This is a genomic window from Sorangium sp. So ce406 (genome assembly GCF_051474675.1).
GTDB classification, from domain to species: Bacteria; Myxococcota_A; Polyangia; order Polyangiales; family Polyangiaceae; genus Sorangium; species Sorangium cellulosum_G.
Map to the genome: position 1 here is coordinate 8,024,787 of NZ_CP150340.1, position 24,376 is coordinate 8,049,162.

A 24,376-nucleotide genomic window follows, 5' to 3' on the forward strand; every position below is an offset into this window, starting at 1 on the left:
GGGGGCGTGGAGGGAGCTGCAGCGCGCGCAGCGGGGCGCGCGGCCGTGGCCCGCGTCACGACGCGGAATGCCGGGAGGAACTTGGGGGGCCGCGGCACTAGCCCGAGGCGGCATCATTCTGTAGGCTCGCCGCGCCATGCCGCGTACAGCCGAGGACGTCGAAACCTACCTCCTGCAGCTCGATCGCCGGTTCGACAACGACGCCGGTACCTACCTCGTCTCGGGGGGGCCCGACGCGCCGCCGATCGCGATCCGCATCGATCCGCCGATCGTGGCGGTGCGCGTCACGATCGGCCCCGTGCCCGGGGACGACGCCCACCAGACCAAGCTCTTCCGCCGCTTGCTGGAGTACAACGCGACGGATCTGATGCACGCGTCGTACGGGATCGAGGCGGGCACCGTGGTCCTGTCGGCGGCGCTGGAGCTCGAGAACCTCGACATGAACGAGCTCGAGGCGATCTTGAGCGACATCGATCTCGCGCTCGCCCGCCACGTCCCGGTGCTGCACGATCTCGCGCTGAGCTGAGTAGACCCGCCGCGCCTTCGACCCCTGCGCTACCCGAGAGTTGGAGCTGATCTATGGGAATTTTCGCGCGCCTTGCGACCCTCATCAAGTCGAACCTGAACGACCTCATCAGCCGCTCGGAGGACCCCGAGAAGATGCTGAACCAGGTCGTCATCGACATGTCGAACCAGCTGATCGAGGCGAAGAAGCAGGTCGCCGTCTCGATCGCCGACGAGAAGCGGCTGGCCAAGCAGGCCGAGCAGGAGGCCGCCAACGCCGCGGAGTGGGAGCGCAGGGCCATGCTCGCGATCAAGGCCGGGGACGACGCGCTCGCCAAGGAGGCGCTGAACCGCAAGAAGGAGCACGACCAGCTCGCCGCCACCTACAAGGACCAGTGGCAGAAGCAGAAGCAGGCGGTCGACCAGCTCAAGACGGCGCTGCGCCTCCTGAACAACAAGATCGAGGAGGCGAAGCGCAAGAAGAACGTGCTCATCGCCCGGAAGAAGCGGGCCGAGGCGCAGAAGGCGATCCAGGAGACCATGAGCGGTCTCAACAACGCCTCCGCCTTCGAGACGTTCGACCGGATGGCGAACAAGATCGACCAGATCGAGGCCGAGGCCGAGGCCGCGGGGGAGATCGCCGAGCAGTACACGGGCGACACCCTTGCGCACCGCTTCGGGCAGCTCGAGGCGACCGCGGGCGCGGACGACGAGCTGCTCGCGCTGAAGCGGAAGATGGGCGTGCTGCCGCCCGAGCCGCCGCCGGCGCCGGCGCCGCAGCAGGTGCGCGTGGCCGGGACCGGCGGCGCGCCGACCGGCATGCCCCAGGCCGAGCAGGACGAGCTCGCGGCGGCCATCGCGGAGCTCGAGGCCGAAGAACAACGTGAACAAGCCAGGATGAAGCGCTAGAGCACGCCCGCCCATGAGCCAAGCCGCCACGGCGCTCCGCCGGACCGAGTCGACCGCCGCTCCCCCCTCCGCCCCCATCCCCGTGCATGCCGAAGAGGTCGGCGCGTTCCTCGAGCGCGTCGGGGTGAGCTCGTCCGGCGGGCTCACCGAGGCCGAGGCGCAGAAGCGCCTCGCGGAGCACGGGAAGAACCGCCTGCCCGAGTCGAAGAAGAAGAGCGCGCTCGTCCGGATCCTCGAGCAGTTCGCGAACCCGCTCGTGCTGACGCTCCTCGCCGCGGCGACGATCGCCGTGGTCGTGGGCTTCACCGCGGACAAGTCGGAGAGCTTCCTCCACCGGTTCGGCGACGCGATCGCGATCCTGCTGATCGTGATCCTGAACGCGTTCCTCGGGTACTACCAGGAGCGGCGCGCCGAGGCGGCCCTGGAGGCCCTCCAGAAGCTCAGCGCGCCGAACGCGCGCGTGCGCCGCGGCGGCAAGACCGTGGTCATCGCGGCCGAGGACGTCACGCCCGGCGACATCCTCGAGCTCGAGGCGGGCGACGCGATCCCGGCCGACGCGCGGCTCGTGCAGACGATCAGCTTCGCCACCGAGGAGGCGGCGCTGACCGGCGAGAGCGCGGCCGCGGTCAAGGACGCCCTCGCCCCGGTCGCGCAGGACGCGCCGCTCGGGGACCGGGTCACGATGGTCTTCACCGGCACGAGCGTCGTGCGCGGCAAGGGGCGCGCGGTGGTGACCGCGACCGGCGTGCACACCGAGCTCGGCCGCATCGGCGAGATGATCCGCTCGGTCGGCGAGCAGAAGACGCCGCTCGAGGAGCGCCTCGACCGCTTCGGCTCGATCATCCTGCGGGTGTGCCTCGCGCTGTCCGCGGTGCTGCTCGGCTGGGGGTTCATCCGGGGCGGGCGGCCGTGGCACGAGCTGCTGCTCGAGGGCGTGAGCCTCGCGGTGGCCGCCATCCCCGAGGGGCTGCCGGCGATCACGACGATCACGCTCGCGCTCGGGATGCAGCGCATGGCGAAGCGCGGGGCGATCGTGCGCAAGCTGCCCGCGGTCGAGACGCTGGGCGCCGCGACGATCATCGCGTCGGACAAGACGGGCACGCTCACCCAGAACGAGATGACCGTCCGGAACGTCTACGCGGGCGGCCGCCACTTCACCGTGAGCGGCGAGGGGTACAACCCGGCCGGCGCGCTGCGCGACGACACCGGCGCGGAGGTCGTCGATGGGTCGGCGCCGCTCACCTACCTGCTCGCGACGGTGGCGCTCTGCAACAACGCGCAGCTCAACGAGGACCAGGCCACGAGCCGCTGGAACATCGTCGGCGACCCGACCGAGGGGGCGCTGCTGACGCTCGCGGCCAAGGGCGGGCACTCGCGCGAGTCGGTGGCGCCGTCGCACGCGTTCGTGCACGAGCTGCCGTTCGACAGCGATCGCAAGCGGATGACGGTGATCACGCGGGACGAGCGCGGCCGCGAGATCGCGCACGTGAAGGGGAGCGTCGACGTGCTCCTGCCGCTCTGCGTGAAGTTCGCCGCCGACAGCGGCGTGCGGGCGCTGACCGAGGAGGACCGGCAGGCCATCATCGCCGAGGCCGATCGCATGAGCGCGTCCGCGCTGCGCGTGCTCGCGATCTGCCGCCGCGTGCGGGTCAGCCGCGACGAGGCCGACGTCGAGCGCGAGCTCACGTTCCTCGGCCTGGTCGGGATGATGGACCCGCCGCGGCAGGGGGTGAAGGAGGCGGTGGCCGAGTGCCGCCGCGCCGGTATCCGCGCGGTCATGATCACCGGCGACCACCGGCTCACGGCGACGGCGATCGCGAAGGAGATCGGGCTCTGGGACGAGGGCGACGAGGCGCTCAGCGGCGCGGAGCTCGCGGCGATGAGCGACGAGGAGCTCGCGCGGCGGATCATGCACCTGCGCGTCTTCGCCCGGACGACGGCGGAGCAGAAGCTCCGGCTGGTGCGGGCCTTCAAGGCGCACGGCCACATCGTGGCGATGACGGGCGACGGCGTGAACGACGCGCCCGCGCTCCGCGAGGCGCACATCGGCGTGGCGATGGGGCGCGGCGGCACCGACGTGGCGCGGCAGGCGGCCGACCTCGTGCTGGCGGACGACAACTTCGCGACCATCGTCGAGGCGGTGCGCGAGGGGCGCGCCATCTACCGCAACATCCAGAAGTTCATCTTCTTCTTGCTCTCGTCGAACATGGGCCTGCTCGTGGCGGTGTTCGTCGTCTCGTTCTTCGGCAAGTGGCCCCCGCTGACGCCGCTCATGATCCTCTGGATCAACCTCGTGACGAACGGCCTGCCGGCGCTCGCGCTCGGCATCGATCCGCCGGATCCGAAGCTCATGGAGGAGGCGCCGCGCCCGCGCGACGAGGGCCTGCTCGTGCGGCGCGACTACCTGGGCATCCTGTACGTCGGCGCGTTCATGGGGCTCGCGGCCGTGGCGCTCTACGCGACGTCCGAGCAGACCGAGGACGCGCTGCTCCGCACGCGCGCCGTCGCCTTCTCGCTGCTCGCGCTGTCGCCGCTCTTCCACGCCTGGAGCTGCCGGAGCCCGGTGGTCTCGCTCTTCGGGTCGAAGCCGCTCGTGAGCCTGCCGCTCCTCCTGGCGGTCGCGGCGAGCGCGGCGATCCACCTGATCGCGCTGCTCGTGCCCGCGCTGCGCCCGGTCTTCCGCACCTACGAGATGTCGTCGAACGAGTGGATGCTCCTGCTCGTCCTCTCGGCGCTGATCGTGCCGGCCGTCGAGATCGCGAAGTTCGTGTACCGCCGGATCCGCTCCGACGGCGGCCCTGCCCGCCTCGCCACCTCCGCCGAGCCCCGCTGACCCGCCGAGGTGGGCCGGCGTCGCCGGCCCCCTCCTCCGCCGCGCCGGGGTAGGCGCTCCGGCCGCCGTGGGGCGTCGTCCCGGCCCGCCGTCGCGGCCCCGAGCGCGCTCACGCCGGACGATCCGGAAACAAAGTGCTCGTGGTAAGAACAAGCGGGCGCGGAGAGGCGTCCAAACCCGAGCTCATGAGACGCCGAACACCCACCCTCCGTGCGCCGGGGGCTCCTGCCCTCGGTCCCCGCTTCGCCGCGCTCGCGCCGGTCGCGCTGGCCGCGCTGACGACGGCCGCCGCGCCCTCCCCCGCCCTCGCCGCCGGGACGCCGCTCGCGGCGCCGCTGGTCGAGTCGAAGTGGCTCAAGCTCGACGGGGTCCCGAAGGAGTGGCCGGTGGCGCTCACCGCCCTCGGCACCCGGGTGAAGGGCAAGCCGGGCAAGGCCGACCTGTCCGCGCAGGTGGCCATCGCCTACGACGACGCGCGGGTCTACGTGGCGGCCGACGTGACCGACGACGCCCTGCGCGGCGGGGCGGATCACGTGAAGCTCGTCCTCGGCTTCCCGGGCGGCAAGGTCCAGGAGGTCGCGCTGTACCCGGGCGAGCCGGGCAAGACCGCGGGGAGCGCCAAGGTCCCGGGCGGCAAGGCGGTGGCCGGGGCCAGGGTGGTCGAGGCGCCCCGGGGCGGCGGGTACACGCTGGAGGCGAGCATCCCGTGGGCGGCGTTCCCCGAGGCGGCGACGACCCGGGTCGGGCTGCGGGCGGGGCTCTTCGTCCACGACGCCGACGGTGGCGGCGGGGTCGACGCGGTCGTCGGCAGCGCCGCATCGGAGGCGTACGCGTCGCTGTCGCCGCTCGCGACCGAGCCCGAGCTCGCGGTCATCGACGGCCTGCTGAGGAGCAAGGGCATCCGCAGCGCCCCGAAGTACGACCTCGTCGCCGACGTCGCCGGCGACGCGATGCGGGAGCGGGTGACCGTTTACGAGCGGTACCTGGTCGTCCTCGGCCCCGGGTTCCGGAAGGGCGCGCAGTACTACTTCGAGGACCTCGGGGTCGACGCCAGCGAGGGGATGCTCCCGTCGCTCACGGCGCGCGACCTGACGGGCGACGGCCAGGCCGAGCTCATCCTGAGGAAGCGCTCCGGCACCGGCGCGAAATACCGCGAGGTGCTGCACGTGCTCCAGTTCGGCGCCGGCGACACGCCGCGGCCGATCTTCCAGCACGAGGTCGCGATCGCGACCGACAAGGGCTCGGTCGTCAACGAGGTCGACTTCGTGCCCGACGGCGGCAAGATGGCGATCCGCGTGCAGCCGGGCAAGGCGACCCGGTACGACGCGAGCAACTACGGGGAGGGGGTGGAGACGACGTACGACCCGCTGCTTCTGCCGTGGGGGCCGATCAAGTCGCAGCTCTACAAGCTCAACGGCGGCGCGTTCACGAAGGCCAGCGAGGAGCGGCAGGCGGCGGTCGCGGTGGCGCGCGCGGACGGCCCGCGACCGGCGAGGGCCGAGGAGCCGCGGGCCGCGGCGAAGCCCGCGCTCTCGCCGGCCGAGATGCTCGACAAGGTGTACGCGCTGTACCGGCGCGACCGCAGCGCGTCGTCGAGCAAGCCGCGGTTCGATCTGGGCGCCGACGTGGCCGGGGGCCGCGAGCCCGAGCGAGTGCTCCTGCACGACCGCGACATCGTGGTGTTCGGCAAGGGCTTCCGGGGCGGCGCGGGGTACGCGTTCATGACGCTCGCCCAGTTCTCGTCCCCGGCCGACATCCGCTCGGTGAGCGCGCGCGATCTCACCGGCGACGGCAAGGCGGACATCATCGTCCACGGCACCGTCCGCGCGGCCGCGCCCAAGGAGGCGGGCGGCGGGACGGTGGACCGCGACGTGGTGCAGATCTTCCGGATCGAGGGCGAGAGCATCCAGCGCGTCTTCGCGGCCGAGGTCGCGCGCAGCATCGGCGACAAGAAGGTCGCCGGCGAGCTCAGGTTCGTGCGCGTGGGCGACAAGGTGGGGATCGAGCTCGCCCCGGGGCGGGCCACCGAATGGACGGAGCAGACGTATCCGTTCAACCAGGACAAGGGGCCAGTCGGCGGCTTCGAGCCGCTGCTCCTGCCGTGGGGGGGAGCGCAGCCGGTGCGGTACGTCTGGAACGGGTCGACCTTCGCCCGCTAGCGTTGGGCGATCCCGCCTCCGGCGATCGTCGGTCCAGAGCTCGCCGCCCGCCATGGAGTGCTGTCGTCCGAGGACATCCTCATCGGCAGGAAGGCGCCCTGAGGGGCGCTGGCGGCGGTCCGCGCCAACCCCGCCGCCTCGGGGCCGCGCGCGCCCTGGTGTCGACGCGGCGCGCCTGCTCCTCAAAAAGGCGTGACGAAAGATTACCTATCATCGTAATGCGATGAGACAGGGACCATGGGAGGCTCATCGCAGGCTCATGTTCTCTTGTCCTGCGCCGGAGCTATCGAGTACTGGGGCGCCATGGGCTCCACCCGGACCGCCTGGCACGTGCTGCTCACCGCGCTGCTGCGCCAGCGCCGCCCGCGCCACTTCCGGATCCAGAGCGAGGTGCCCCTCTCCGCCGAGCCGCCCCGCGCCGATCACCTCCTGCTGCGCAACGACGCGCCGGGTGATGCCCGCGAGCCGGCCGGCACCTTGCGGAGGCTCTGGCCTCTCTTGCCGAGAGAGACGATCGTCGAGTTCAAGAGCGTCCGGCGCACCTACCGCAGACGCGATCTCGATCGGCTCTGGGGCTACATATCGCTGCACTATGCGGGCGCTGCGAGGCGGCTCGGCCCGCGCGCCGACCTGGCCGGCGTGGTCCTGCTGCCGTCGCGCACCCGCTCGCTCGACGCCGATGCCGCGGCGCTCGGGCTGGGTTGGCTCGACCTCGCCGGCGGCTACTGGCAGCTCCAGGGAGGAGCGTTCGCGCTGTACGTGGTCGAGCTCGCCACGGTGGCCGAGGACGAGGGCGACGATCTGCTACACTTGCTCGGTCACGGCGAGGCGCGGACGGCCGAGGCCCGCCGGTGGCTGGCCGAGCAGATCGGTGCAGAGGAGATCGCGATGGCGATGCGCGAGCTGGAAGGCTTTGACGAGGTGATGCGGACGCTGCTGACGAAGCTGCCGATCGAGGCGCTGCTGCCAGGGCTGCCGGTGGAGAAGCTGCTCGCGGCGCTGCCGCCCGAGCAGCTGCTCGCGGCGCTGCCGCCCGAGCAGCTGCTCGCGGCACTGCCGCCCGAGCAGCGGCTCGCCGGGCTGCCGCCCGAGCAGCGGCTCGCCGGGCTGCCGCCCGAGCAGCGGGTCCTCCTCGCGCCGGACGAGGCATTGCGGCTGCCGCGACGATTATCTGCGGTCCCTTCCAGAGGATGTGCAGGCGCAGATCCGCGCCCGGATCGGCCGCCCGCTCTAGCGCGGAGCGGGACAGCGCGGCTCCTCCGCGGCCGTGCGGTCCAGCGTCGCCTCGGGTGTCGGACCGTCGAGGTGCCCTCGGCGGAGATGGCGGCCAGGGCCGCGGGCGGCGCCCTCGAGATCGCGCGTCAAGACACGGACCCGGCGAGGCCGCGCCGTCCGCCGGTCCGCGCTCGGGACGACGAAGCTCGGGCGATGGGCGAGCGCCGGCTGATCCGGCGGGCCATCGCGACGCTCGCCGCCGGTCGAGGCAACGCCGCGCGGCTCCTGCTCGAGCGACACAGGCGCGACTTCCCGCAAGGCACCTACGCAGGAGATCGCGAGGAGCTCCTGCGGCGGCTCCGGGCGGAGGCGCGACGCGATTGATCACGGCGCCCGATTCGTGCCGATCGCGGCGCCCGATTCGTGCCCTCGGGCCGCGATGCGGTCGCCGGGCATTGCCATGCCCGCTCGTACCCTGCCACCATCGGCCCGTTTTGCTCACCCCAAGGAGGAGCCAGTGGCAGACCCCTACATCGATCCTTTCGAGACGAAGATTTACGGCAAGTTCGCGCGCGAGCAGATGGCCGCGGTCCTGATGGGCAAGCTCCCGCCGCTCGACGGCATGGTGGAGTTCGCGCTCGGCAAGCAGCTCTTGGCCGATCAGGCGATGTCCGATGTCCTGGATCGCCAGCCCAAGCCCGCGCCGGAGCTCGACAGCAACGCGGTGCTCGAGGAGGCGCGGGACGTCATCGTGCGGTTCGCCTCGTACCTCGACTCGCTGAAGGGCAGGCCGGTCGATCCCAAGGTGTTCTTCCGCGGCGAGGCGCCGAGCGTGCTGGCGCGCCGGCGGATCACGAAGCTCACGGCCGCGGTCGGGCACATCGCCGACGAGCTCGAGAGGCAGCGCGAGAAGATCCGGGGCGCGGAGCTGTGGCTGGCCGAGCTCAGAGAGGTGCACGAGAAGCTCGGGATCGTCGAGCGGCAGCAGCGCGCCACGCGCGTCGAGCGGCTCGAGCTCGGCCCCGAGGTGTCGACGGCGCGCGAGGCGTGGCTCGCGGTGTACAACGCCAACAAGAGCCTCGTGCGCGGGCTGCTCGCCCACCTCGGCAAGCCCGAGCTCCTGCCGCTGATCTTCGACGACCTGGCCGAGGTGCACCGCGCGAGCGGCGTGAGCGACGCGCTGCCGCCGGGGCAGCCGGCGGCGCCTGCCGCGCCGGCGGCGCCTGCCCAGCCGGCCGCGCCTGCCCAGCCGGCCGCCGCGCCTGCCCAGCCGGCCGCCCCGCCGGACGCGTGAGCCCGCGGCCCGCTGCAAGGCTTGCATCAAGCCTTGCAGCGGGCTGCTCGGCCGCCGCGTCGGCCGTTTCAAGGCTTGAGACCGCCGACCCGACGGGCCAGCGGGGCGGATCAAGCCTCGAGATCGCCAGCTGGGCGGCCGGAAGTGCCGTTTCAAAGCTTGAAATCGCCGGCTGGGCGGCCAGGTCGGCCGCCTCAAGCCTTGAAGCGGGTGACTGCGCGCCAGAGAAGGCGATCCCGGCCCGGGCCGCGGCGGATTCATCCCCCTCGGATCGCCTCCCCGCCTACGCTCCGCGCGTCAGGGGACCGCTGCGCCTGGACACGAAAGGAGCCCCTCTTGGCACCGCATTCCCACGAATCCAAGGTGGACCATCTCCCCGAGACCCCCGCCGTGCCGCGCGCCTACGCCTGGCTGGTCTTTGCCTTGAGCTTCGGCCTGCTGCTGTCCGATTACATGTCGCGGCAGGTCCTGAACGCGGTCTTCCCGTCGCTGAAGCTGGAGTGGGGCCTGTCCGATACCGAGCTCGGTGCCCTGAGCGGCGCCGTGGCGCTGACGGTCGGTCTGCTCGCCATTCCGCTGTCGTTGCTGGCCGATCGCCTGGGCCGCGTCCGGAGCCTGACCCTCATGGCGACGCTGTGGAGCGTGGCGACGCTGGGCTGCGCGCTGTCGGCCGACTTCGGCGAGATGCTCGTCGCCCGTTTTGTCGTCGGCGTCGGGGAAGCCGCGTATGGCAGCGTCGGTATCGCCGTGGTGCTGTCGGTGTTCCCGCGCCACCAGTGGGCCAGCCTGAGCGGCGCCTTCGCGGCCGGCGGCGCCTTCGGCGCCGTGCTGGGCATGGCGCTCGGCGGCCACGTGGCGGCGAGGCTGGGCTGGCGCTGGTCGTTCGGCGTCATGGCCCTGTTCGGCCTCGTCCTCGCTGCGATCTACCGCTTCGCCATCACCGAACAGCGGTTGCGACCAGCGCTGGAGGAGGGCCAGCACGCCGCCGTCGCGCGGCCCCCTGCGCGCCAGCCGATGACGCTCCGCTCCGTGCTGAAGGCGCTGTTTCCGACGCTCTCGATCGTCTGTGTCTATGTGGGCAGCGGTCTGCACCTGTTCGTCATGGGGGCCGTGCTGACCTGGATGCCCAGCTACCTGAACCGTTACTACGGGATGACGGTCGATCGGGCGGGCGCCGCGGCGGCCGTCTTCGTCCTGATCGGCGGCGCCGGCATGATCGCCTGCGGTGTGTTGACCGATCGGCTGAGTCGCGGCCAGCCGGCTCGCCCGTGGCGGATGGCGCTCGCCTACAGCCTGACCTGCTGCACCTTGCTCGGCGTGGCTTTCCGGCTCGAAGCAGGCCCCATGCAGCTCGTGCTCATCGGGGCCGGGACGCTGTTCGCCGGAGGCACGGCCGGCCCGGCCAGCGCCATGGTCGCCAGCATGATCCGGGCGTCGATCCGCGCGACCGCGTTCGCGACGCTGGGGCTGGCCAACAACCTGCTCGGCATGGCCCTGGCGCCGCTCGTGACCGGCGTCCTCGCCGACCGGTTCGGCCTCCTCGGCGCCCTGCAGGTCGCGCCGCTGGTCGCGCTCGCGGCCGCGCTGGCCTTTGCGCTGGGCGGACAGCATGATGGAGCCCGGCGCCACGCGGGCGCGGCGGTGCTGCAATGAGCTCGCACCCGAGCATTCCCCGGAGAGCCGACGACGTGGGCGCGCGGTGGTGTGATTCACAGCGAATCATTGTGAACTACGCTATCGCGCGCCCGGCTGCGGGACGTAGCGTCCGCGGTCACGGCACATGCCCCTCCGAGGCAGGCGGCCGCGGGCCCTGCGATCAACGAACAGAGGGCGGCGTCCCCGCGCGGGCCGCCGCCAAAGAGGACTTGTCCATCATGAGACCCCTGCGCTCCCTCACCAGCGTGCCCGTCCTGTCCCTCGTGGCCCTGGTACTCGCTGCCTGCGCGGCCGACACCACCCCGCCGGACTCGGCGCCGGCGGGTTCACGTTCAGCGACAGCCTGGGCTCCTGGCGGCGCGCGGGGAACCACACGATCTCCGTGCGCATGCTCAACCTCAACTTCGATCTGACCGGCGCCGCGCCCGCGTTCTCCGGGATCGCCGTGGTCGACTACGTCCTTGTGTTCGCTCCGGGCAAGGACACGCTCACGGCGAGCTGCCAGGGCAAGATCTTCGCCACGGGCGTCGACCCGCTCGATCCCGCCGCCACGCCGGTCACGGTGTTCGATTGTGATACCTGAATGGGCATCCCTACCATCGCTCGCCCGCGCCGTAGCTCGTCGCACCGAAGAGAGCCTCCGGCACGCCGCCGCCGTGAGATAAGAGATGGCTTCTCCACGCTCGTTGGAACGGACCTGTCGCGGCCCCGGCGCGAGTACGCGCCGAGGGCGCGCGACCTGGTCCGTGGAAAGGATCGACAACCGTATGCGCAAAAGGCTCCTGCTCGCTCTCTCGCTGCTCCCGCTCGCGGCCCTCGGGCTCGCGCTCCGGCCGGCGCCCACCCTGGCCGGCGGCTTCCCTTCCAGCTGCGCCGGGACCTACCTGATCTCGGAAGCCGGCGGGGCCAGGGATTTCTGGACGTTCGCGGCCGACGGGTCCTTCTTCGGGACCACCTCGACGCAGCCTCTCTACAATTTCTCCAACCAGCAGGGGAGCTGGGAGAAGGTCGGGAACGACGGCGCTCGAGGCGCGCTGTTCGCGTTCGTGTACGACGAGGACAATACCCTGTTGACGACGGCCCGGATCGACATCGTCCTCGACACGGTCGGTCAGGGCTGCGACGAGATCGCCGGCTCCCTCGTCGTGCGCACCTTCGAGGACGGGGAAGATCCGCTCGACCCTTCGAGCGACACCGGCGATCCCATCGCCTCCGACACCTTCACCGGCCGGCGCGCGAAGGCGAGCCCCTGACGGCCCCCGCGCGGGCGGTGCCCAGGAAGTGAGCCCCTCCCTTCTCCCCTCACCTCACAGACAGCCTGCTACGTGCCCGCGGGAGGGGGGAGATCGGGAGTCGCTCCGTCGAGCTTCGGGGAGCGCTGCGTGCCAGTCCGACCGGTCTCGTCCGTGGACTTCCCGGACGACACGCAGCGCGAGGGCGAAAAGGCAGGTCAGAGTCCGTTGGGGATCACGGTGAGGGTGCCGGATTCCCTGTTGGTCAGGACGAGATCGTCATACCCGTCGCCATCCAGGTCCGCGACGGCGATGGCGTTGGGGCCGGGCGAGGTGCCGGTCGGGACGACCGGGCCCGAGGCGAAGGTCCCGTTGCCGTTGCCGGTCATCGGGCGGACGCCGCCCGAGGAGGTGGTGACCAGGATGTAGGCGTCGAGCTTGCCGTCGCCGTTGAAGTCGCTGGCCACGACCCCCAGCGCCGAGTTGGCGATCGCGCTGGACCCGGCGGCGGACTGAAGGCCGATCGCGACCGTGCCGTCGCCGTTCCCTTTGAAGAAGAAGAGGTACCGGCCGGCCGCGCCGTTCGAGAGGATGTCGAGCGTGCCATCGCCGTCGGCGTCGCCGAAGGCGATGCCCGCCGTCTGGCCGTTGACGGCGTTGGTGTAGGCGACCGGCGCGGCGAACGAGCCGTTGCCCTGGTTGATGAGGATCGAGAGACGCGCGGAAGCGGGGCTCGTCACCACGAGATCGGAGAAGCCGTCGCCGTTCAGATCGCGGCAGGCGATGCTCGACTGCACGCCGCCGGTGCTCGCGATGGAGATGAGGGTGGGCGCGCCGAAGCTGCCCCCGGCGGTGCCCATGATCACGCTGACCTGGTTCAGGGCCACGCTGGTGGTGGCGATGTCAGCCGCCCCATCGTTGTCGAAGTCCCCGGCGCAGAGGTGGATGGAGCCCGGGGTGCCGGTGGTGAAGCTCGTCGGCGTGTCGAAGGTTCCGGGCGCGCTCGGGCCCCGATTTCTGTAGACGCTGATGCTCCCGTCGCTGGTGGGCAGGTCGGTCTGGCCGTCGACGGTGACGGCGTCGAGCCATCCGTCGCCGTCCACGTCCACCGCCACGACCGCGTTGCTGGAGAGCGGGGCGCCCGTTGTGTAGAGCTCCGGCTGGACGGTCGCGTCGCCGTTGCCGTGAAACACGGAGAGCGACCCGGATGGGGTCGTCGACGAACCGGATTCGGCGTTGGCCAACAGGATGTCGAGCTTGCCGTCGCCGTTCACATCGGCGACCGCCGGGGCCAGCGGGCCGTGGGGAACGGAGGAATCGATCGGCGTGCCGGGGACCTGACCGGAGGGCGGATCCTGGCAGCCGCCGTTCGAGCAGATTTGCCCCGCCGCGCACGCGAGGTTGCAGGTGTTGCAGTGGGAGGCGTCGCTCTGGAGGTTCACCTCGCAGCCGTCGGACGTGAGCCCGTTGCAGTCCGCGAGGCTGCCTTCGCACGCCTCGCAATTGGTCCCCTCGTAGGTGGGCAAGCACGCGCAGGTGTAGCTGTCGATGCCGTCGGTGCAGGCCCCGCCGTTCTGGCACGGGCTTCCGGCGCACTCGTCGATGTCGGTCTCGCAGTTGGTGCCGGTGTAGCCGGGCAGGCACGCGCAGGTGTGGCTGTTGATGCCGTCGGCGCAGGCCCCGCCGTTCTGGCACGGGCTTCCGGCGCACTCGTTCACATCGGTACACGTCACACCGTCCCCCTCGTACCCCGCGTTGCAAGCGCAGGTGAAGGAGCCCGGCGTATCGGTGCACGTAGCGTTCGTGTCGCAGTCGTCGGTACCCAGGGCGCACTCGTCGACATCGGTACACGTCACACCGTCGCCCTCGTACCCCGCGTTGCAAGCGCAGGTGAAGGCGCCCGGCGTGTTGGTGCACGCCGCGTTCGCGTCGCAGTTGTCGGTGCCCAGGGCGCACTCGTTCACATCAGTGCACGTGCCGCTCTGGCAGGCGTGCTCGTCGTCATCGCCGTCGGCCACGGAGGGGCCAGCGCTGGTGCAGCTCACGAACAGCAGGCTGGAGAATGCCAGGATCGCCAGACAGCTGAAAAGAGAGCTCTTGCGATGGCTCATGGGTCGTCCTCTGCTTTCTTGTTGAAGCCGGGGGGTGCCGCGCGATGTCGAGCCTGCGCTGGTTGGAGAAATGTCAGGTCGTCCAAGCCCCCGGGTCCAGGCGCGCTCCGCTGCTACTGCTGCTGCTGCGTGAATGCCTCAGCTGCAGAGCGCGCCCCTCATCGTGCGGAACGACTGCGTACGATCCGCCGTCGATGGAGAACTTTCAGCTCACGCAGGATGCTTCAACCAGGCGAGCCACGTAAATGAAAAAGGGCGAGAAGTGGGGTCAGAGACCGTTGGGGATCACGGTGAGGGCGCCGGATCCCCAGTTGGTCAGGATGAGATCGTCGTACCCATCGGCATCGAGGTCCGCGGCGGCGATGGCGTTGGCGCCGGGCGAGGTGCCGGTCGGGACGACCGGGCCCGAGACGAAGGTCCCGTTGCCGTTGCCGGTCATCGGGCGGACGCCGCCCGAGGAGGAGGTGACCAGGATGTAGGCGTCGAGCTTGCCGTCGCCGTTGAAGTCGCTGGCGACGACCCCCAGCGCCGAGTTGGCGCTCGCGGTGGGCGAGGCGGTGGACGCGACGCCGCTCGCGACCGTGCCGTTGCCGTTCCCTTTGAAGAAGAAGAGGAACCGGCCGGCCGCGCCGTTCGAGAGGATGTCGAGCTTGCCGTCGCCGTCGGCGTCGCCAAAGGCGATGCCCGCCGTCTGGCCACTGGCGGAGTTGGTGTAGGCGACCGGCGCGGCGAACGTGCCGTTGCCCTGGTTGATGAGGATCGACAGGCGTGCGGTGCCGGGGCTCGTCACCACAGGAGGGATGACCCATGCTCCGCAACCGGAAGATCAACACGCTGCGAATCGCCCAGCTCACCGCCGCCACCCTCATGGCCTCCGCAGCCGCGGTGTGCTTCACCCTCGCCGCGCCCGCGCGCGCAGCGGTCATCGACGTTCAATGCCTGGGATCCTTCGACCGATCCTTCAGCCCGGCGGTCACCGTCACCCCGCAGACTGTCACGGTGACCGAAGCCTTCGACTACGACACCTGCGCGATCGGCCCCAGCGCCACCGGCGCCGCCTCCCTCTCGCTGTCCCTCGGCTGCGTGCCCGTCACCGCGGGACCACCGGAGACCGAGACGGTCACCTGGAACGACGCCACCGGCGGCACCAGCACCATCGGCTGGTCAGCCCCCACCGTCGTCGGCCAGACCGCCATCTTCTCCGGGACGGTCACCGCCGGTCGCCACGCCGGAGACTCTGCCACCAAGGTCACATCCGGGATCAGCTATCTCGGCAGCGTCGTCGGGTGCCTGCTCGGCACGCCCGTCAGCAACACCACGGGCCTGGTCGACAGCCTCGTGCTCACCCAGTGATCGCACGGAGGAAGGAACTCCGAACACGTCGGAGACGTCACGCGCCAACCGCGGAACCTGCCCTGGGTTGAAAGAGCATGTTTCTCTGCGGTTCGCCGTGCGCCGCACCTTCGCGAGCGCGTCCGCGCCGCGGCCTCAGATGACGCGGTCCAAAAGCGGCTCGCCCCGCTCGAACCGCCGCAGGTTCGCCAGAAAATGCTCCACCTGCGCCAACGGCTCCTCGCGCCGCCCGCCGGCCGTGTGCGGGGTGACGTAGCAGCCCGGCGCGCGCCACAGCGGGTGTTCCGGCGGCAGCGGCTCGGGGTCCGTCACGTCGAGGTACGCGCCCCCGAGCCGGCGCGCCTCCAGCGCCTCGAGCAGCGCCGCCTGGTCGACGGTGGCGCCCCGGCCGACGTTGAAGAACCACGCGTCCGGGCGCATCCGCGCGAGCAGCGCGCGCGAGACGAGGCCGCGCGTGCCCGCGGCCGCAGGCAGGCTCGAGACCACGTGGTCCGCCCACGCGAACGCGTCGCCGAGCGCCTCCGGGGCGACGACGCGGCCGGGCTCGTCGCCGCGGGGGCGGGCGCGCAGGATGCAGAGCTCCACCTCGAACGGGGCGAGCAGCTCGGCGAGCCGGCGGCCGATGGCGCCGAAGCCGAGGAGGAGCACCCGCCGGCCGCGGAGCAGCGCGCTCCGCGACCGCACCGGCGCGTCGGGCCAGCCGCGCGCGCCGAGCTGGTTCTCCAGGCACTCGGGTAGACGCCGCGACGCTGCCAGCAGGAACGCCAGGGCGTGCTCCGCGCAGGGGTCGGCGTAGACGGCGCTGCTCGTCGTGAGGGCGGCGCCGCGGGCGGCGAGCGCGGCGCGCACGGCCTCCACGTCATAACGGGTGTAGCCCGCGGTGCTGAGGTGCACCCAGCGCAGGCGCGGGGCCGCGCACACGTCGTCCGGGTGCGGCTGGCCGAAGACCACGTCGGCGCCCCGCACCACCGGATCCCGCCCGACCACGGCGAGGTTCTCCGCGGAGCGCGCGCCGGGCAGCGCGAGCTCGTGCGGCGCGACGCCCGCGGCGAGGAGGCGCTCGGCCTCCTCAGGGAACGTCATCGTGCATGCGACGACCATCCGGCCCATCGACGCCCCGCTCGTCCGTGCATCGCTCCTCTGTGCATCGCTCATCCGTGCACCGCCCGCCCGAAATCGCGCATCCACGCCTCCTCGTCCGCGGTGAGCGGCCCCTTCGCGAGCGCGTCGAGGTTCGCCTCCACCTCGGCGCGGCTCTTCGGCCCCGTGAGCGCGAGATCCACGTGCGGATTCGAGAGCTGGAATCGATAGCAGTCGCCCGCCGTCATCGCCGGTCCGTCCCAGCCCTTCGGCTTCTTCAGGAGGCGCCGCCACGCCGTCGCCGTGTAGGCGAGGACGCTCGGCTTGCCGCCCTGCACGTGCGGAAAGATGTCCCGCTCCGCCCCGGGGTGCGCCGCGTTGTAGCGGATCATGAGCAGGTCGAGCGGCGAGGACGCCGCGAGGCCGCCCGCCCGCGCGCGGTCGTGGATGCTCACGCCGAGCGCGCGCACCTTGCCGCTCTCGCGCAGGTGGACCAGCTCGCGCTCCGTCGCGCTCGTCCACGCGGAGCCGACGCCGAGCCAGCCGAGCAGGTACACGTCGAGGTGATCGGTCCCGAGCTCCTTCAGGAGCTTCTCCGCCCCCCTGCGCACGCCCCAGCCGAACCAGCCGGCCTGCGCGAAGCCGACCACCGCCACGCGATCGCGGCGCTGCTTCAGCGCCTCGCGCAGCGGGTTGCCGAGCCCGCCGGCCCGCATCGTCCAGAGGAAGAGGTTGACGCCGCGATCCATCGCCGCGCGCACGCCGTCCTCGTCGATGCCGTAGTTCGCCGCGAGGCCCATCCGGAAGACGCGTTTGCCGCGGAGCGCGGTCGGCGCGCGGTGGAGCCAGTCGTCCATGCGCCGGATCCTACCACCTCGGTCGATGTCATCGTACTCGCGGTAGAGCGCGCCGGGAGAGCACATCGAGCGACGCGCGGCGCCCGCGCAGGAGCCGCGCCCACCGCCCAGGAGCGCCGCGCCCGCCGCGCAGGATCGCGACGCCGGCGCGCTCGCCGGCCGGCGGGCGCGCCGCACATTCGCCGCCCACGGCCGCCCCGACCTGTGCGAGACTCCCCGGCGACCGATGGGCCAGGACGCCTCTCCCCGGTGCGCCGGCTGCAGCGCTCCGCTCCCGGAGAACGCCCGCTTTTGCCCCTCGTGCGGCCAGCTCGTCACCGACCCTGGCCCCGGCTACGCGCCGACGGCGTTCCCCGCGACGCAGCTCGGCGCCGGGGGGCAGCCGCCGCCCTCGCTGCCGCTGCCGCCCGTGCGGCTCTTGCCCGGCACGGAGATCAGCGTCTACCGCATCGAGTCGACGCTGGGCGAGGGCGGCATGGGCGTCGTCTACCGCGCCCACGACCGCGCGCGCGAGCGCGTCGTGGCCGTCAAATGCCTGCACTCGAACCTCTGCGGCAACCCGGAGATCCGGCGGCGGTTCGCGCGGGAAGCCCGGGTGCTCCGCTCCTGGAGCCACGAGCACGTCGTCTCCGTCTACGACTTCGTCGAGCGCGATCACCTGCTCGCGATCGTCATGGAGTACGTCGAGGGGTCGACGCTGGTGCGGCACCTCGAGCGGTGGCGCGGGCGCATCCCGTTCCAGGAGATCCGCGCCCTGTTCGGCGGGGTCCTCGACGCCATGGATGAGGGGCACCGGATGGGCATCATCCACCGCGATCTCAAGCCCGACAACATCCTCGTCACGACCGGCAAGGACGGGCTGATGCCCAAGATCGTCGACTTCGGCATCGCCAAGATCCTCGAGGGGACGACCTACACCCTGAGCGGCGCGTTCCTCGGGACGTGCTGTTACATGTCGCCCGAGCAGGTGAAGAGCCCTCACGCCGCGGACCCGCGCTCGGACATCTACTCTCTCGGCGTGACGCTCTACAAGCTGTCGACGGGGCAGGTGCCGTTCGACAGCCCCAACCACTTCGCGGTGATGATGGCCCACGTCGCCGATCCGCCGGCGCCCCCCTCGTCGCTCCGCCCCGACATCCCCCCTGCCCTCGACCGGCTCATCCTGGACGCGCTCGCGAAGGATCCGGCCGGGAGGCCGGCCTCGTGCGCGGAGTTCCGGGCGCGGCTCGACGAGGCGCTCGCGGCGTTCTCGCCCTCCCCGGCGCGGCCCACGTCCGACGCGCGCGAGCTCGCGCCGACGGTCCGCGAGAAGACCGGCGAGCAGATGATCCTCGTCCCCGGCGGGCCGTTCCTGAGCGGGCAGCAGCGCAGGAGGGTCCATGTCGACGCCTTCTACATGGATCGCACGCCGGTCACGAACCGGCAGTTCAAGGCGTTCGTCGACGTGACCGGGTATCGCCCCGACGACGCCGACGCGAGCCGGTTCCTCTCCCATTTCAGGCGGGGCGAGATCCCCGCGGGCCTCGAGGACCACCCGGTGGTGTACGTGTCGTGGGACGACGCGCGGGCCTACGCCAACTGGGCCGGCAAGCGCCTGCCGACCGAGGCCGAGTGGGAGAAGGCCGCGCGCGGCACCGACGGACGCAAGTACCCCTGGGGGCGCGCCGAGCCGGGGCTGACGCGCGCGAACCACGACAACCGCGAGGGCGGGACGGTGCCTGTCGGCTCGCTGCCGGCGGGCGCGTCGCCCTACGGCATCCTGGACCTCGCCGGGAACGTCTGGGAGTGGTGCGAGGACTACGACGATCCGCACTTCTACGCGGACGGTCCGACCCACAACCCGCGCAACACCCGGCCTCCGGACCGGCCGCTGCTCGTGATGCGCGGCGGCTCATGGATGTACGGCGCGCAGTCGCTCCGCACCTGGGCGCGCACGAGCTTCGAGGCGCACTACCGCTTCGCCGACGGCGGCTTCCGCTGCGTGCGCACGGCGTCGTCGAGCTGACCGGCGCCGGCGGCGCGGCGCCCGCGGCTCACGAACGCCTGGCCAACCCGGGGCGGCGCGGATAGAACGGCCGGCGCAGATGAAGAAGGCCACGGCGAGCGGCGGCGTCCGCGTGCGGCTGAACGGCATCCGGCGCGTCTTCCCCGTGCTCGACGACGCGGGCCGCGCGCAGGGCGGCGGCGCCGCCGGCGGCGTCGTCGCGCTCGACGGCATCGACCTCGACATCGCGCCGGGCGCGTTCGTCGCGCTGCTCGGGCCGTCCGGGTGCGGCAAATCGACGTTGCTGCGCCTCGTCGCCGGGCTGGATCGCGCCGACGCCGGCGCCGCGGTCGTCGAGGCCGAGGAGGGGCCGGGCGGCGCGGGCGAGCGCGCGCGCGCGCGCGCGCCGATTGCGTACGTGTTCCAGGACGCGCACCTCCTGCCCTGGCGGAGCGTCCTCGAGAACGCCGCCTTGCCGCTCGAGCTCGCCGGAGCGCCGCTCGAGGAGCGCCACGCCGCGGCGCGGGCCGCGCTCCTCCAGGTCGGCCTCGACGACGCGGGCGGGCGCTATCCGGCCGAGCTCTCCGGCGGCATGCGCATGCGCGTGTCGCTCGCCCGCGCGATGATCACGCGCCCGCGGCTGCTCCTGCTCGACGAGCCGTTCGCCGCGCTCGACGAGCTCACCCGGAGCCGGCTCGACGATCAGCTCCGCGCCCTGTGGGCCGAGCTCGGCATGACCGTGCTCTTCGTGACCCACTCGATCACCGAGGCCGCCTACCTCGCCGAGCGCGCCGTCGTGCTGTCCCCGCGGCCGGCGCGCATCGTCGCCGACCGCACGCTGGCGCTGCCGGACGAGCGAACCGCCGCGCTGCGCACCGAGCCGGCGTTCGCGCGCGAGGTGCGCGCGCTGCAGGAGGCGCTGGAGAGCGGCGGGGCGTGAGGCGCGGAGGGGGAGGCGCGGAGGGGGAGGCGCGGAGGGGGAGGCGCAGCAGGGAGCCTCCCGGTAGACCTCCTCCTCGCCCCTGGATCGCCGTGGCCGCGGGATTCCTCACCTGCGCTAGACTCCCGGCGTGTCTACCATGGCCAACGCGATCCGGATTCACACGCAGGTCACCTCCGAGACCCTCCACATCCCGGAGCTCTCCGCCCTCGTGGGCAAGAACGTCGAGGTGATCATCCTCGAGGAGGAGTCGGCCCCGCGTGGGCCCACACCGCCGGCGCGCAAGCTCGGGGCGCTCCGAGGACTGTTCGAGGTCCCCGACGACTTCGACGCCCCCTTGCCCGAGGACATGCTACGCGCCTTCGAGGGAGACGGGGAGACGTGAAGCTGCTCCTCGACACTCACGTGTGGCTCTGGGCAGTGCTCACGCCTGAGCGCCTCGCAGCGGCGGCGCGTCAAGCTGTGGAGGATCCCCACAACATCATCCTGATCTCCGCTGCCAGCGCCTGGGAGATCTCGGTCAAGCACGCGATCGGGAAGCTTCCACTGCCCGAGAGCCCCGAGTTGCTCGTCCCGCGGGCGATCGCCGCGCTCGGTGCGTTCGAGCTTCCGATGACCGCCCGCCACGCGATCTCGTCCGCGGCGTTGCCGTACCATCACCGAGATCCGTTCGATCGTCTCCTGGTGGCACAGGCGCTGTGCGAGGGCGCGGCGCTCGTCACGGTGGACGAGCTCCTCACCCGCTACGGCGCCACATTGCTCTGGGCCGGGTCGTGATGGAGCCGCGAATCCATCGCAGGCAGATCGAGCCGTCGTTGCCGCGCGCCCGCTGAGCCCGTCCCCTGCCCGCCGCGCCCGTCCCGCGCAGCCCCCCCACCCCCGCGCCGCTGACCTCCGCCGCGCGCGACGCCCATCGTGCGCAGAGCTCCCACTCCGCGCACGAAGCCGCGCGCGAACGCGCTTCCATGGCGACAGCGCGCCCGTACAATCGCCTCATGCCCATGCGCCCCCGGCGGTTGCTTCCCCTCGCGCTTCCTTCGTTGCTGCTCGCTGCAGCGGCCTGCAGCAACCCGGAGATCGTGACGCCCCCAGGCGAGGGCGGCGGCGGCGGGGGCGGCGGCAGCACCAGCGAGAGCACCGGGGTGTTCGTCGGCACGACGGTCGGCTCGGGCGGCGCGGGCGGCGAGAACGGCTGTGAGGGCGTCGACTGCCGGCCGGACCAGCGCTGTGAGCTGCAGGACGGACAGGCCACCTGCGTCGACAACACCTGCGACGACCTCTCGTGCGGCCCCACCGAGGAGTGCCAGACGACCGCAGAAGGGGGCGCCATCTGCGTCGATATCGGCTGCCGCAGCGATCTCCAGTGTCCCACCGACAGGTATTGCAACGGCACCATCTGCGTCGCCGACGCCTGCACCGCCGGCGAGCGCACCTGCGACGGCGACAGCCTCCTCCAGTGCCTGTCGAACGGCAGCGCCACGCGCGAGCTCTTCACGTGCGGCGGAGAGGCCTACTACGAGAGCACGTGCACCGACGACGGCATGGGCAGCGCCAACTGCCCCTGCGAGGACGACTGGGACTGCCCCACCTACGCCTCGTGCGAGGTCGGCTCCTGCACCGGCACCGGCGACGCGCCCACGTGCCTGCTGGAACCGGAGCCGTTCGCGAACGTCCTGCCGCAGATGGAGATCCGGTGGGGCGGGCAGAACCGCGCCAATTCGAGCGCCGTCGACAGCCCGTTCCCGACCTCGGCGCAGAACGTCATGACGCCGCTCGTCGCCAACCTCGACGACGACAACGGCGACGGGCGCATCAACGAGCTCGACTTCCCCGAGATCATCTTCACGACCTTCTGCGGCTCGACGTACGGCAACAGCGGCGTCCTCCGCGCGATCCACGGCGGCGGCCCCGACAAGGGGCGCAACTACTTCGCGGTGCTCGGCGCGCAGCTCTGGAAGGAGGGCGACCCCCTCGACGTGGCCTACCGCTGCGGCGACGCGACGCTCCTGCCGACCGCCTCGCTGGCCGTCGGCGATCTCGACAACGACGGCGCGCCGGAGATCGTCGCGATCACCGAGACCTCCGGGCTCCAGATCTTCAGCAACACGGGCGAGACCCGGCTCCTCGCGAACAACCTCTGGACCGGGTACAACGAGCCGGCGCCGTCGATCGCCAACATCGACGGCGAGGGGCTGCCGGAGATCGTTGTCGGGGCGAACGTGTTCACGCTCCACGTCGACGCAGAGACCCGCGTGCTCTCGATCGTCGACCAGTTCAAGGGCAAGCTGACGCAGGGAATCCAGGGGAATCCCAATAACCCGGCGAACCGGCTCGGCCCCATCACGTGCATCGCGAACCTCAGGGACGACCACCGGCTGGAGATCGTCGCGGGCAGCACCGCGTACGCCCTCCCCCGCCCGCCCTCTGGCGTGACGAGGAGGGCCGAGTGCGCGCCCCCCTACGACGACCCGGAGGCGACGGCGTTCTGCAACGGGGAGCTCCTCGTGGCCTGGGACGGGCAGGCCGTCAACCTGACCGGCCCGACGCCGATCCCGGACGCCCGACGCGACGGGTTCTGCGCGGTGGCCGACGTCCTCGGGGGCAACAAGGCCGCCCCGCCCGGCCCGAACAACCCGCTCGACGAGGAGCCGGAGGTGATCCTGTTCAACGACGGGTACTTCTACGTGCTCGACGGGCAGGACGGCACGATCCTGCGCCACACGGTGATGGGCCTGGGCGCCACGCGCGACGGCGGTGCGCCGAACGTGGACGACTTCGACGGCGACGGCTTCCCCGAGATCGGCACGGCGTTCGGCCTGCGCTACGTGATGCTCGACCTCCAGGAGCCCACCGCGGAGTGCCCCGCGTGGCCTAACCCGATCAACGACGCCGGCACGGGGTTGCCCAACCCCCCGCGCACGCCGAACGGGCAGCCGTGCGAGACCGACGAGGACTGCGGCGCCCCGGGCGCCGTGACGTGCAACCAGCAGGCGCGCACCTGCGTCTGCTACCACAACGGCTGGCAGCGCGAGACCGAGGACGACTCCAGCCGCGCCACCGGATCGAGCGTGTTCGACTTCAACGGCGACGGGGCCGCCGAGGTCATCTACAACGACGAGTGCTACTTCCGCATCTATGACGGCGTGACCGCCGGCGTCCTGTTCAAGGAGCACTCCCCGAGCCGCACCCGGTCCGAGTACCCGATCGTCGCCGACGTCGACAACGACGGCAACGCGGAGATCGTGTTCGCCACCTCGAACGAGTCCACCAACTGCTCGGCGGGCGTCGACTACAACAACGGCCTCGAGGTCTGGGGCGCGCAGAACGACCTCTGGGTCTCCGCCCGCCGCATCTGGAACCAGCACAGCTACCACGTGACGAACGTGCTCGAGAGCGGCGGCATCCCCGTGCGCGAGCCCGAGAGCTGGAAGACGTACGGCGGCCGCGCCTACAACACCTACCGCTCGAACCCGCGGTCGTACGGGATCGCGCCGGACCTCTCGCTCAGCGGCATCCAGGTCTCGTCGCCCGACGCCGCCTGCGGCGAGCTCACCGAGAACGTCGACATCACCGTGCGCGTCGACAACCTCGGCGACCTCCGCGTGGGCCCCGGCGTCGTCATCGGCTTCTACGGCGAGTGGGACTCCCCGGCCGTCGCCGAGCCGCTCTACGACGCGGAGCTCGCCCCGCTCCAGGCGGTCCTCCAGACCAGCATCGAGCCGCACAGCTCGCTGCTCCTCACGGTGAGCTACAGCGCCACGAACAACCCGCAGGGGACGCTCCCCGCCCGCGTGCGCGCGGTCGTCGACGAGAGCGGCATCGAGCGCGAGTGCGAGGAGGGCAACAACGAGCTCACGCTGCCGCTCGACGCCGGCAGCGCGCTGCCCGATCTCCAGATCGAGATCGGCCGGGTGACCGACGCGAAGTGCCAGATGCAGCAGGTCGACGTCCCGACGAAGATCCTCAACGCGGGCTCCGCGCCGGCCAGCGACGTGCGCGTCCGCTACTACGCCGGCGACCCGGGCCAGGGCGGGACGGCGCTCCACGAGGAGGTCGTCGCGGGGCCGATCGCGCCGGGAGAGAGCGTGGACCTCACCCCCACCATCGGCGAGTTCCCGTGGAACCTCTCGATCCTGATCTACGGCGTCGTCGACCCGGACGGCGCGATCGACGAGTGCAACGACGGGAACAACAGGGACGCCGCCTCGGACAAGGTCCAGTGCCAGCCCATCCAGTGACGCGCCGGCGG

The 24,376-nt window shown here is 71.8% G+C and carries 19 protein-coding genes; 15 read left to right on the forward strand and 4 right to left on the reverse strand.

The genetic code is table 11. The features are described from left to right. Positions 1–136 precede the first annotated feature (136 nt). The 9 genes from WME96_RS29730 to WME96_RS29770 all read left to right on the forward strand — a co-directional run bounded on the left by WME96_RS29730 (position 137) and on the right by WME96_RS29770 (position 11,823). The gene (locus WME96_RS29730; protein WP_061607083.1) at positions 137–526 is read left to right on the forward strand and encodes a hypothetical protein; all 390 of its coding nucleotides are present in this window, start codon (positions 137–139) and stop codon (positions 524–526) included. 53 nt (positions 527–579) lie between these two features. Beyond that, positions 580–1,413: a PspA/IM30 family protein gene (locus tag WME96_RS29735; RefSeq protein ID WP_433927490.1), complete on the forward strand. Its 834-nt coding sequence runs from the start codon at positions 580–582 to the stop codon at positions 1,411–1,413. A gap of 13 nt (positions 1,414–1,426) precedes the next feature. Beyond that, positions 1,427–4,246 carry a cation-translocating P-type ATPase gene (locus tag WME96_RS29740; protein WP_437284970.1) on the forward strand — a complete coding sequence of 940 codons (2,820 nt, stop codon included), beginning with the start codon at positions 1,427–1,429 and terminating at the stop codon, positions 4,244–4,246. Positions 4,247–4,431: 185 nt separating this feature from the next. Then, positions 4,432–6,405, forward strand: coding sequence for a hypothetical protein (locus tag WME96_RS29745; RefSeq protein WP_437284971.1), 1,974 nt, complete (start codon positions 4,432–4,434; stop codon positions 6,403–6,405). Positions 6,406–6,708: 303 nt separating this feature from the next. Continuing rightward, positions 6,709–8,004, forward strand: coding sequence for a hypothetical protein (locus tag WME96_RS29750; RefSeq protein WP_437284972.1), 1,296 nt, complete (start codon positions 6,709–6,711; stop codon positions 8,002–8,004). Positions 8,005–8,137: 133 nt separating this feature from the next. Next, a complete protein-coding gene (locus tag WME96_RS29755; protein ID WP_437284973.1) occupies positions 8,138–8,914 on the forward strand; it encodes a hypothetical protein in 777 nt (258 codons plus the stop codon). A gap of 336 nt (positions 8,915–9,250) precedes the next feature. Beyond that, complete coding sequence (locus WME96_RS29760) at positions 9,251–10,567, forward strand: MFS transporter (protein WP_437284974.1); 1,317 nt, start codon at positions 9,251–9,253, stop codon at positions 10,565–10,567. 385 nt (positions 10,568–10,952) lie between these two features. Beyond that, entirely contained in the window at positions 10,953–11,153 is a 201-nt protein-coding gene (locus WME96_RS29765) for a hypothetical protein (protein ID WP_437284975.1), read from the forward strand. A gap of 184 nt (positions 11,154–11,337) precedes the next feature. Continuing rightward, complete coding sequence (locus WME96_RS29770) at positions 11,338–11,823, forward strand: hypothetical protein (protein WP_437284976.1); 486 nt, start codon at positions 11,338–11,340, stop codon at positions 11,821–11,823. A gap of 197 nt (positions 11,824–12,020) precedes the next feature. Here the strand turns inward: WME96_RS29770 and WME96_RS29775 are convergent, their stop codons facing one another. Both WME96_RS29775 and WME96_RS29780 read right to left on the reverse strand, forming a co-directional pair. Then, positions 12,021–13,913 carry an FG-GAP-like repeat-containing protein gene (locus WME96_RS29775; protein ID WP_437284977.1) on the reverse strand — a complete coding sequence of 631 codons (1,893 nt, stop codon included), beginning with the start codon at positions 13,911–13,913 and terminating at the stop codon, positions 12,021–12,023. Between the two features lie 268 nt (positions 13,914–14,181). Then, positions 14,182–14,703, reverse strand: a complete 522-nt coding sequence (locus WME96_RS29780; RefSeq protein WP_437284978.1) for an FG-GAP repeat domain-containing protein — start codon at positions 14,701–14,703, stop codon at positions 14,182–14,184. 17 nt (positions 14,704–14,720) lie between these two features. On the opposite strand from WME96_RS29780, the gene WME96_RS29785 reads away from it, so the two are divergent. Then, the gene (locus tag WME96_RS29785; RefSeq protein WP_437284979.1) at positions 14,721–15,266 is read left to right on the forward strand and encodes a hypothetical protein; all 546 of its coding nucleotides are present in this window, start codon (positions 14,721–14,723) and stop codon (positions 15,264–15,266) included. A gap of 135 nt (positions 15,267–15,401) precedes the next feature. Here WME96_RS29785 and WME96_RS29790 read toward each other — a convergent pair whose 3' ends face one another. Together WME96_RS29790 and WME96_RS29795 are read right to left on the reverse strand one after the other, a co-directional pair. Beyond that, positions 15,402–16,349 carry an NAD(P)-dependent oxidoreductase gene (locus WME96_RS29790; protein WP_437284980.1) on the reverse strand — a complete coding sequence of 316 codons (948 nt, stop codon included), beginning with the start codon at positions 16,347–16,349 and terminating at the stop codon, positions 15,402–15,404. A gap of 68 nt (positions 16,350–16,417) precedes the next feature. Then, on the reverse strand, positions 16,418–17,203 hold the full coding sequence (locus tag WME96_RS29795; RefSeq protein ID WP_437284981.1) for an aldo/keto reductase: 786 nt from the start codon (positions 17,201–17,203) through the stop codon (positions 16,418–16,420). Positions 17,204–17,429: 226 nt separating this feature from the next. On the opposite strand from WME96_RS29795, the gene WME96_RS29800 reads away from it, so the two are divergent. The 5 genes from WME96_RS29800 to WME96_RS29820 all read left to right on the forward strand — a co-directional run bounded on the left by WME96_RS29800 (position 17,430) and on the right by WME96_RS29820 (position 24,365). Further along, on the forward strand, positions 17,430–19,208 hold the full coding sequence (locus WME96_RS29800) for an SUMF1/EgtB/PvdO family nonheme iron enzyme (RefSeq protein ID WP_437284982.1): 1,779 nt from the start codon (positions 17,430–17,432) through the stop codon (positions 19,206–19,208). A 79-nt stretch (positions 19,209–19,287) separates the two neighbouring features. After that, positions 19,288–20,127 carry an ABC transporter ATP-binding protein gene (locus WME96_RS29805; protein WP_437284983.1) on the forward strand — a complete coding sequence of 280 codons (840 nt, stop codon included), beginning with the start codon at positions 19,288–19,290 and terminating at the stop codon, positions 20,125–20,127. Positions 20,128–20,266: 139 nt separating this feature from the next. Beyond that, complete coding sequence (locus WME96_RS29810) at positions 20,267–20,512, forward strand: type II toxin-antitoxin system prevent-host-death family antitoxin (RefSeq protein ID WP_437292377.1); 246 nt, start codon at positions 20,267–20,269, stop codon at positions 20,510–20,512. Further along, the gene (locus tag WME96_RS29815) at positions 20,509–20,904 is read left to right on the forward strand and encodes a type II toxin-antitoxin system VapC family toxin (protein ID WP_437284984.1); all 396 of its coding nucleotides are present in this window, start codon (positions 20,509–20,511) and stop codon (positions 20,902–20,904) included. The genes WME96_RS29810 and WME96_RS29815 overlap by 4 nt, the downstream gene beginning before the upstream one ends. A 218-nt stretch (positions 20,905–21,122) precedes the next feature. Next, positions 21,123–24,365 (forward strand): CARDB domain-containing protein, encoded by a 3,243-nt coding sequence (locus WME96_RS29820; RefSeq protein ID WP_437284985.1) that lies wholly within the window; start codon positions 21,123–21,125, stop codon positions 24,363–24,365. The last annotated feature ends 11 nt before the right edge of the window (positions 24,366–24,376 follow it).

Excerpts from the sequence above, each read along its gene's own strand:
- WME96_RS29785 (WP_437284979.1), top strand. The coding sequence starts at position 14,721 with ATGCTCCGCAACCGGAAGATCAACACGCTGCGAATCGCCCAGCTCACC.
- WME96_RS29800 (WP_437284982.1), top strand. The coding sequence starts at position 17,430 with ATGGGCCAGGACGCCTCTCCCCGGTGCGCCGGCTGCAGCGCTCCGCTC.
- WME96_RS29750 (WP_437284972.1), top strand. The coding sequence starts at position 6,709 with ATGGGCTCCACCCGGACCGCCTGGCACGTGCTGCTCACCGCGCTGCTG.
- WME96_RS29790 (WP_437284980.1), bottom strand. The coding sequence starts at position 16,349 with ATGACGTTCCCTGAGGAGGCCGAGCGCCTCCTCGCCGCGGGCGTCGCG.
- WME96_RS29730 (WP_061607083.1), top strand. The coding sequence starts at position 137 with ATGCCGCGTACAGCCGAGGACGTCGAAACCTACCTCCTGCAGCTCGAT.
- WME96_RS29775 (WP_437284977.1), bottom strand. The coding sequence starts at position 13,913 with ATGAGCCATCGCAAGAGCTCTCTTTTCAGCTGTCTGGCGATCCTGGCA.
- WME96_RS29810 (WP_437292377.1), top strand. The coding sequence starts at position 20,267 with ATGGCCAACGCGATCCGGATTCACACGCAGGTCACCTCCGAGACCCTC.
- WME96_RS29745 (WP_437284971.1), top strand. The coding sequence starts at position 4,432 with ATGAGACGCCGAACACCCACCCTCCGTGCGCCGGGGGCTCCTGCCCTC.
- WME96_RS29820 (WP_437284985.1), top strand. The coding sequence starts at position 21,123 with ATGCCCATGCGCCCCCGGCGGTTGCTTCCCCTCGCGCTTCCTTCGTTG.
- WME96_RS29735 (WP_433927490.1), top strand. The coding sequence starts at position 580 with ATGGGAATTTTCGCGCGCCTTGCGACCCTCATCAAGTCGAACCTGAAC.
- WME96_RS29770 (WP_437284976.1), top strand. The coding sequence starts at position 11,338 with ATGCGCAAAAGGCTCCTGCTCGCTCTCTCGCTGCTCCCGCTCGCGGCC.
- WME96_RS29795 (WP_437284981.1), bottom strand. The coding sequence starts at position 17,203 with ATGGACGACTGGCTCCACCGCGCGCCGACCGCGCTCCGCGGCAAACGC.
- WME96_RS29740 (WP_437284970.1), top strand. The coding sequence starts at position 1,427 with ATGAGCCAAGCCGCCACGGCGCTCCGCCGGACCGAGTCGACCGCCGCT.
- WME96_RS29805 (WP_437284983.1), top strand. The coding sequence starts at position 19,288 with ATGAAGAAGGCCACGGCGAGCGGCGGCGTCCGCGTGCGGCTGAACGGC.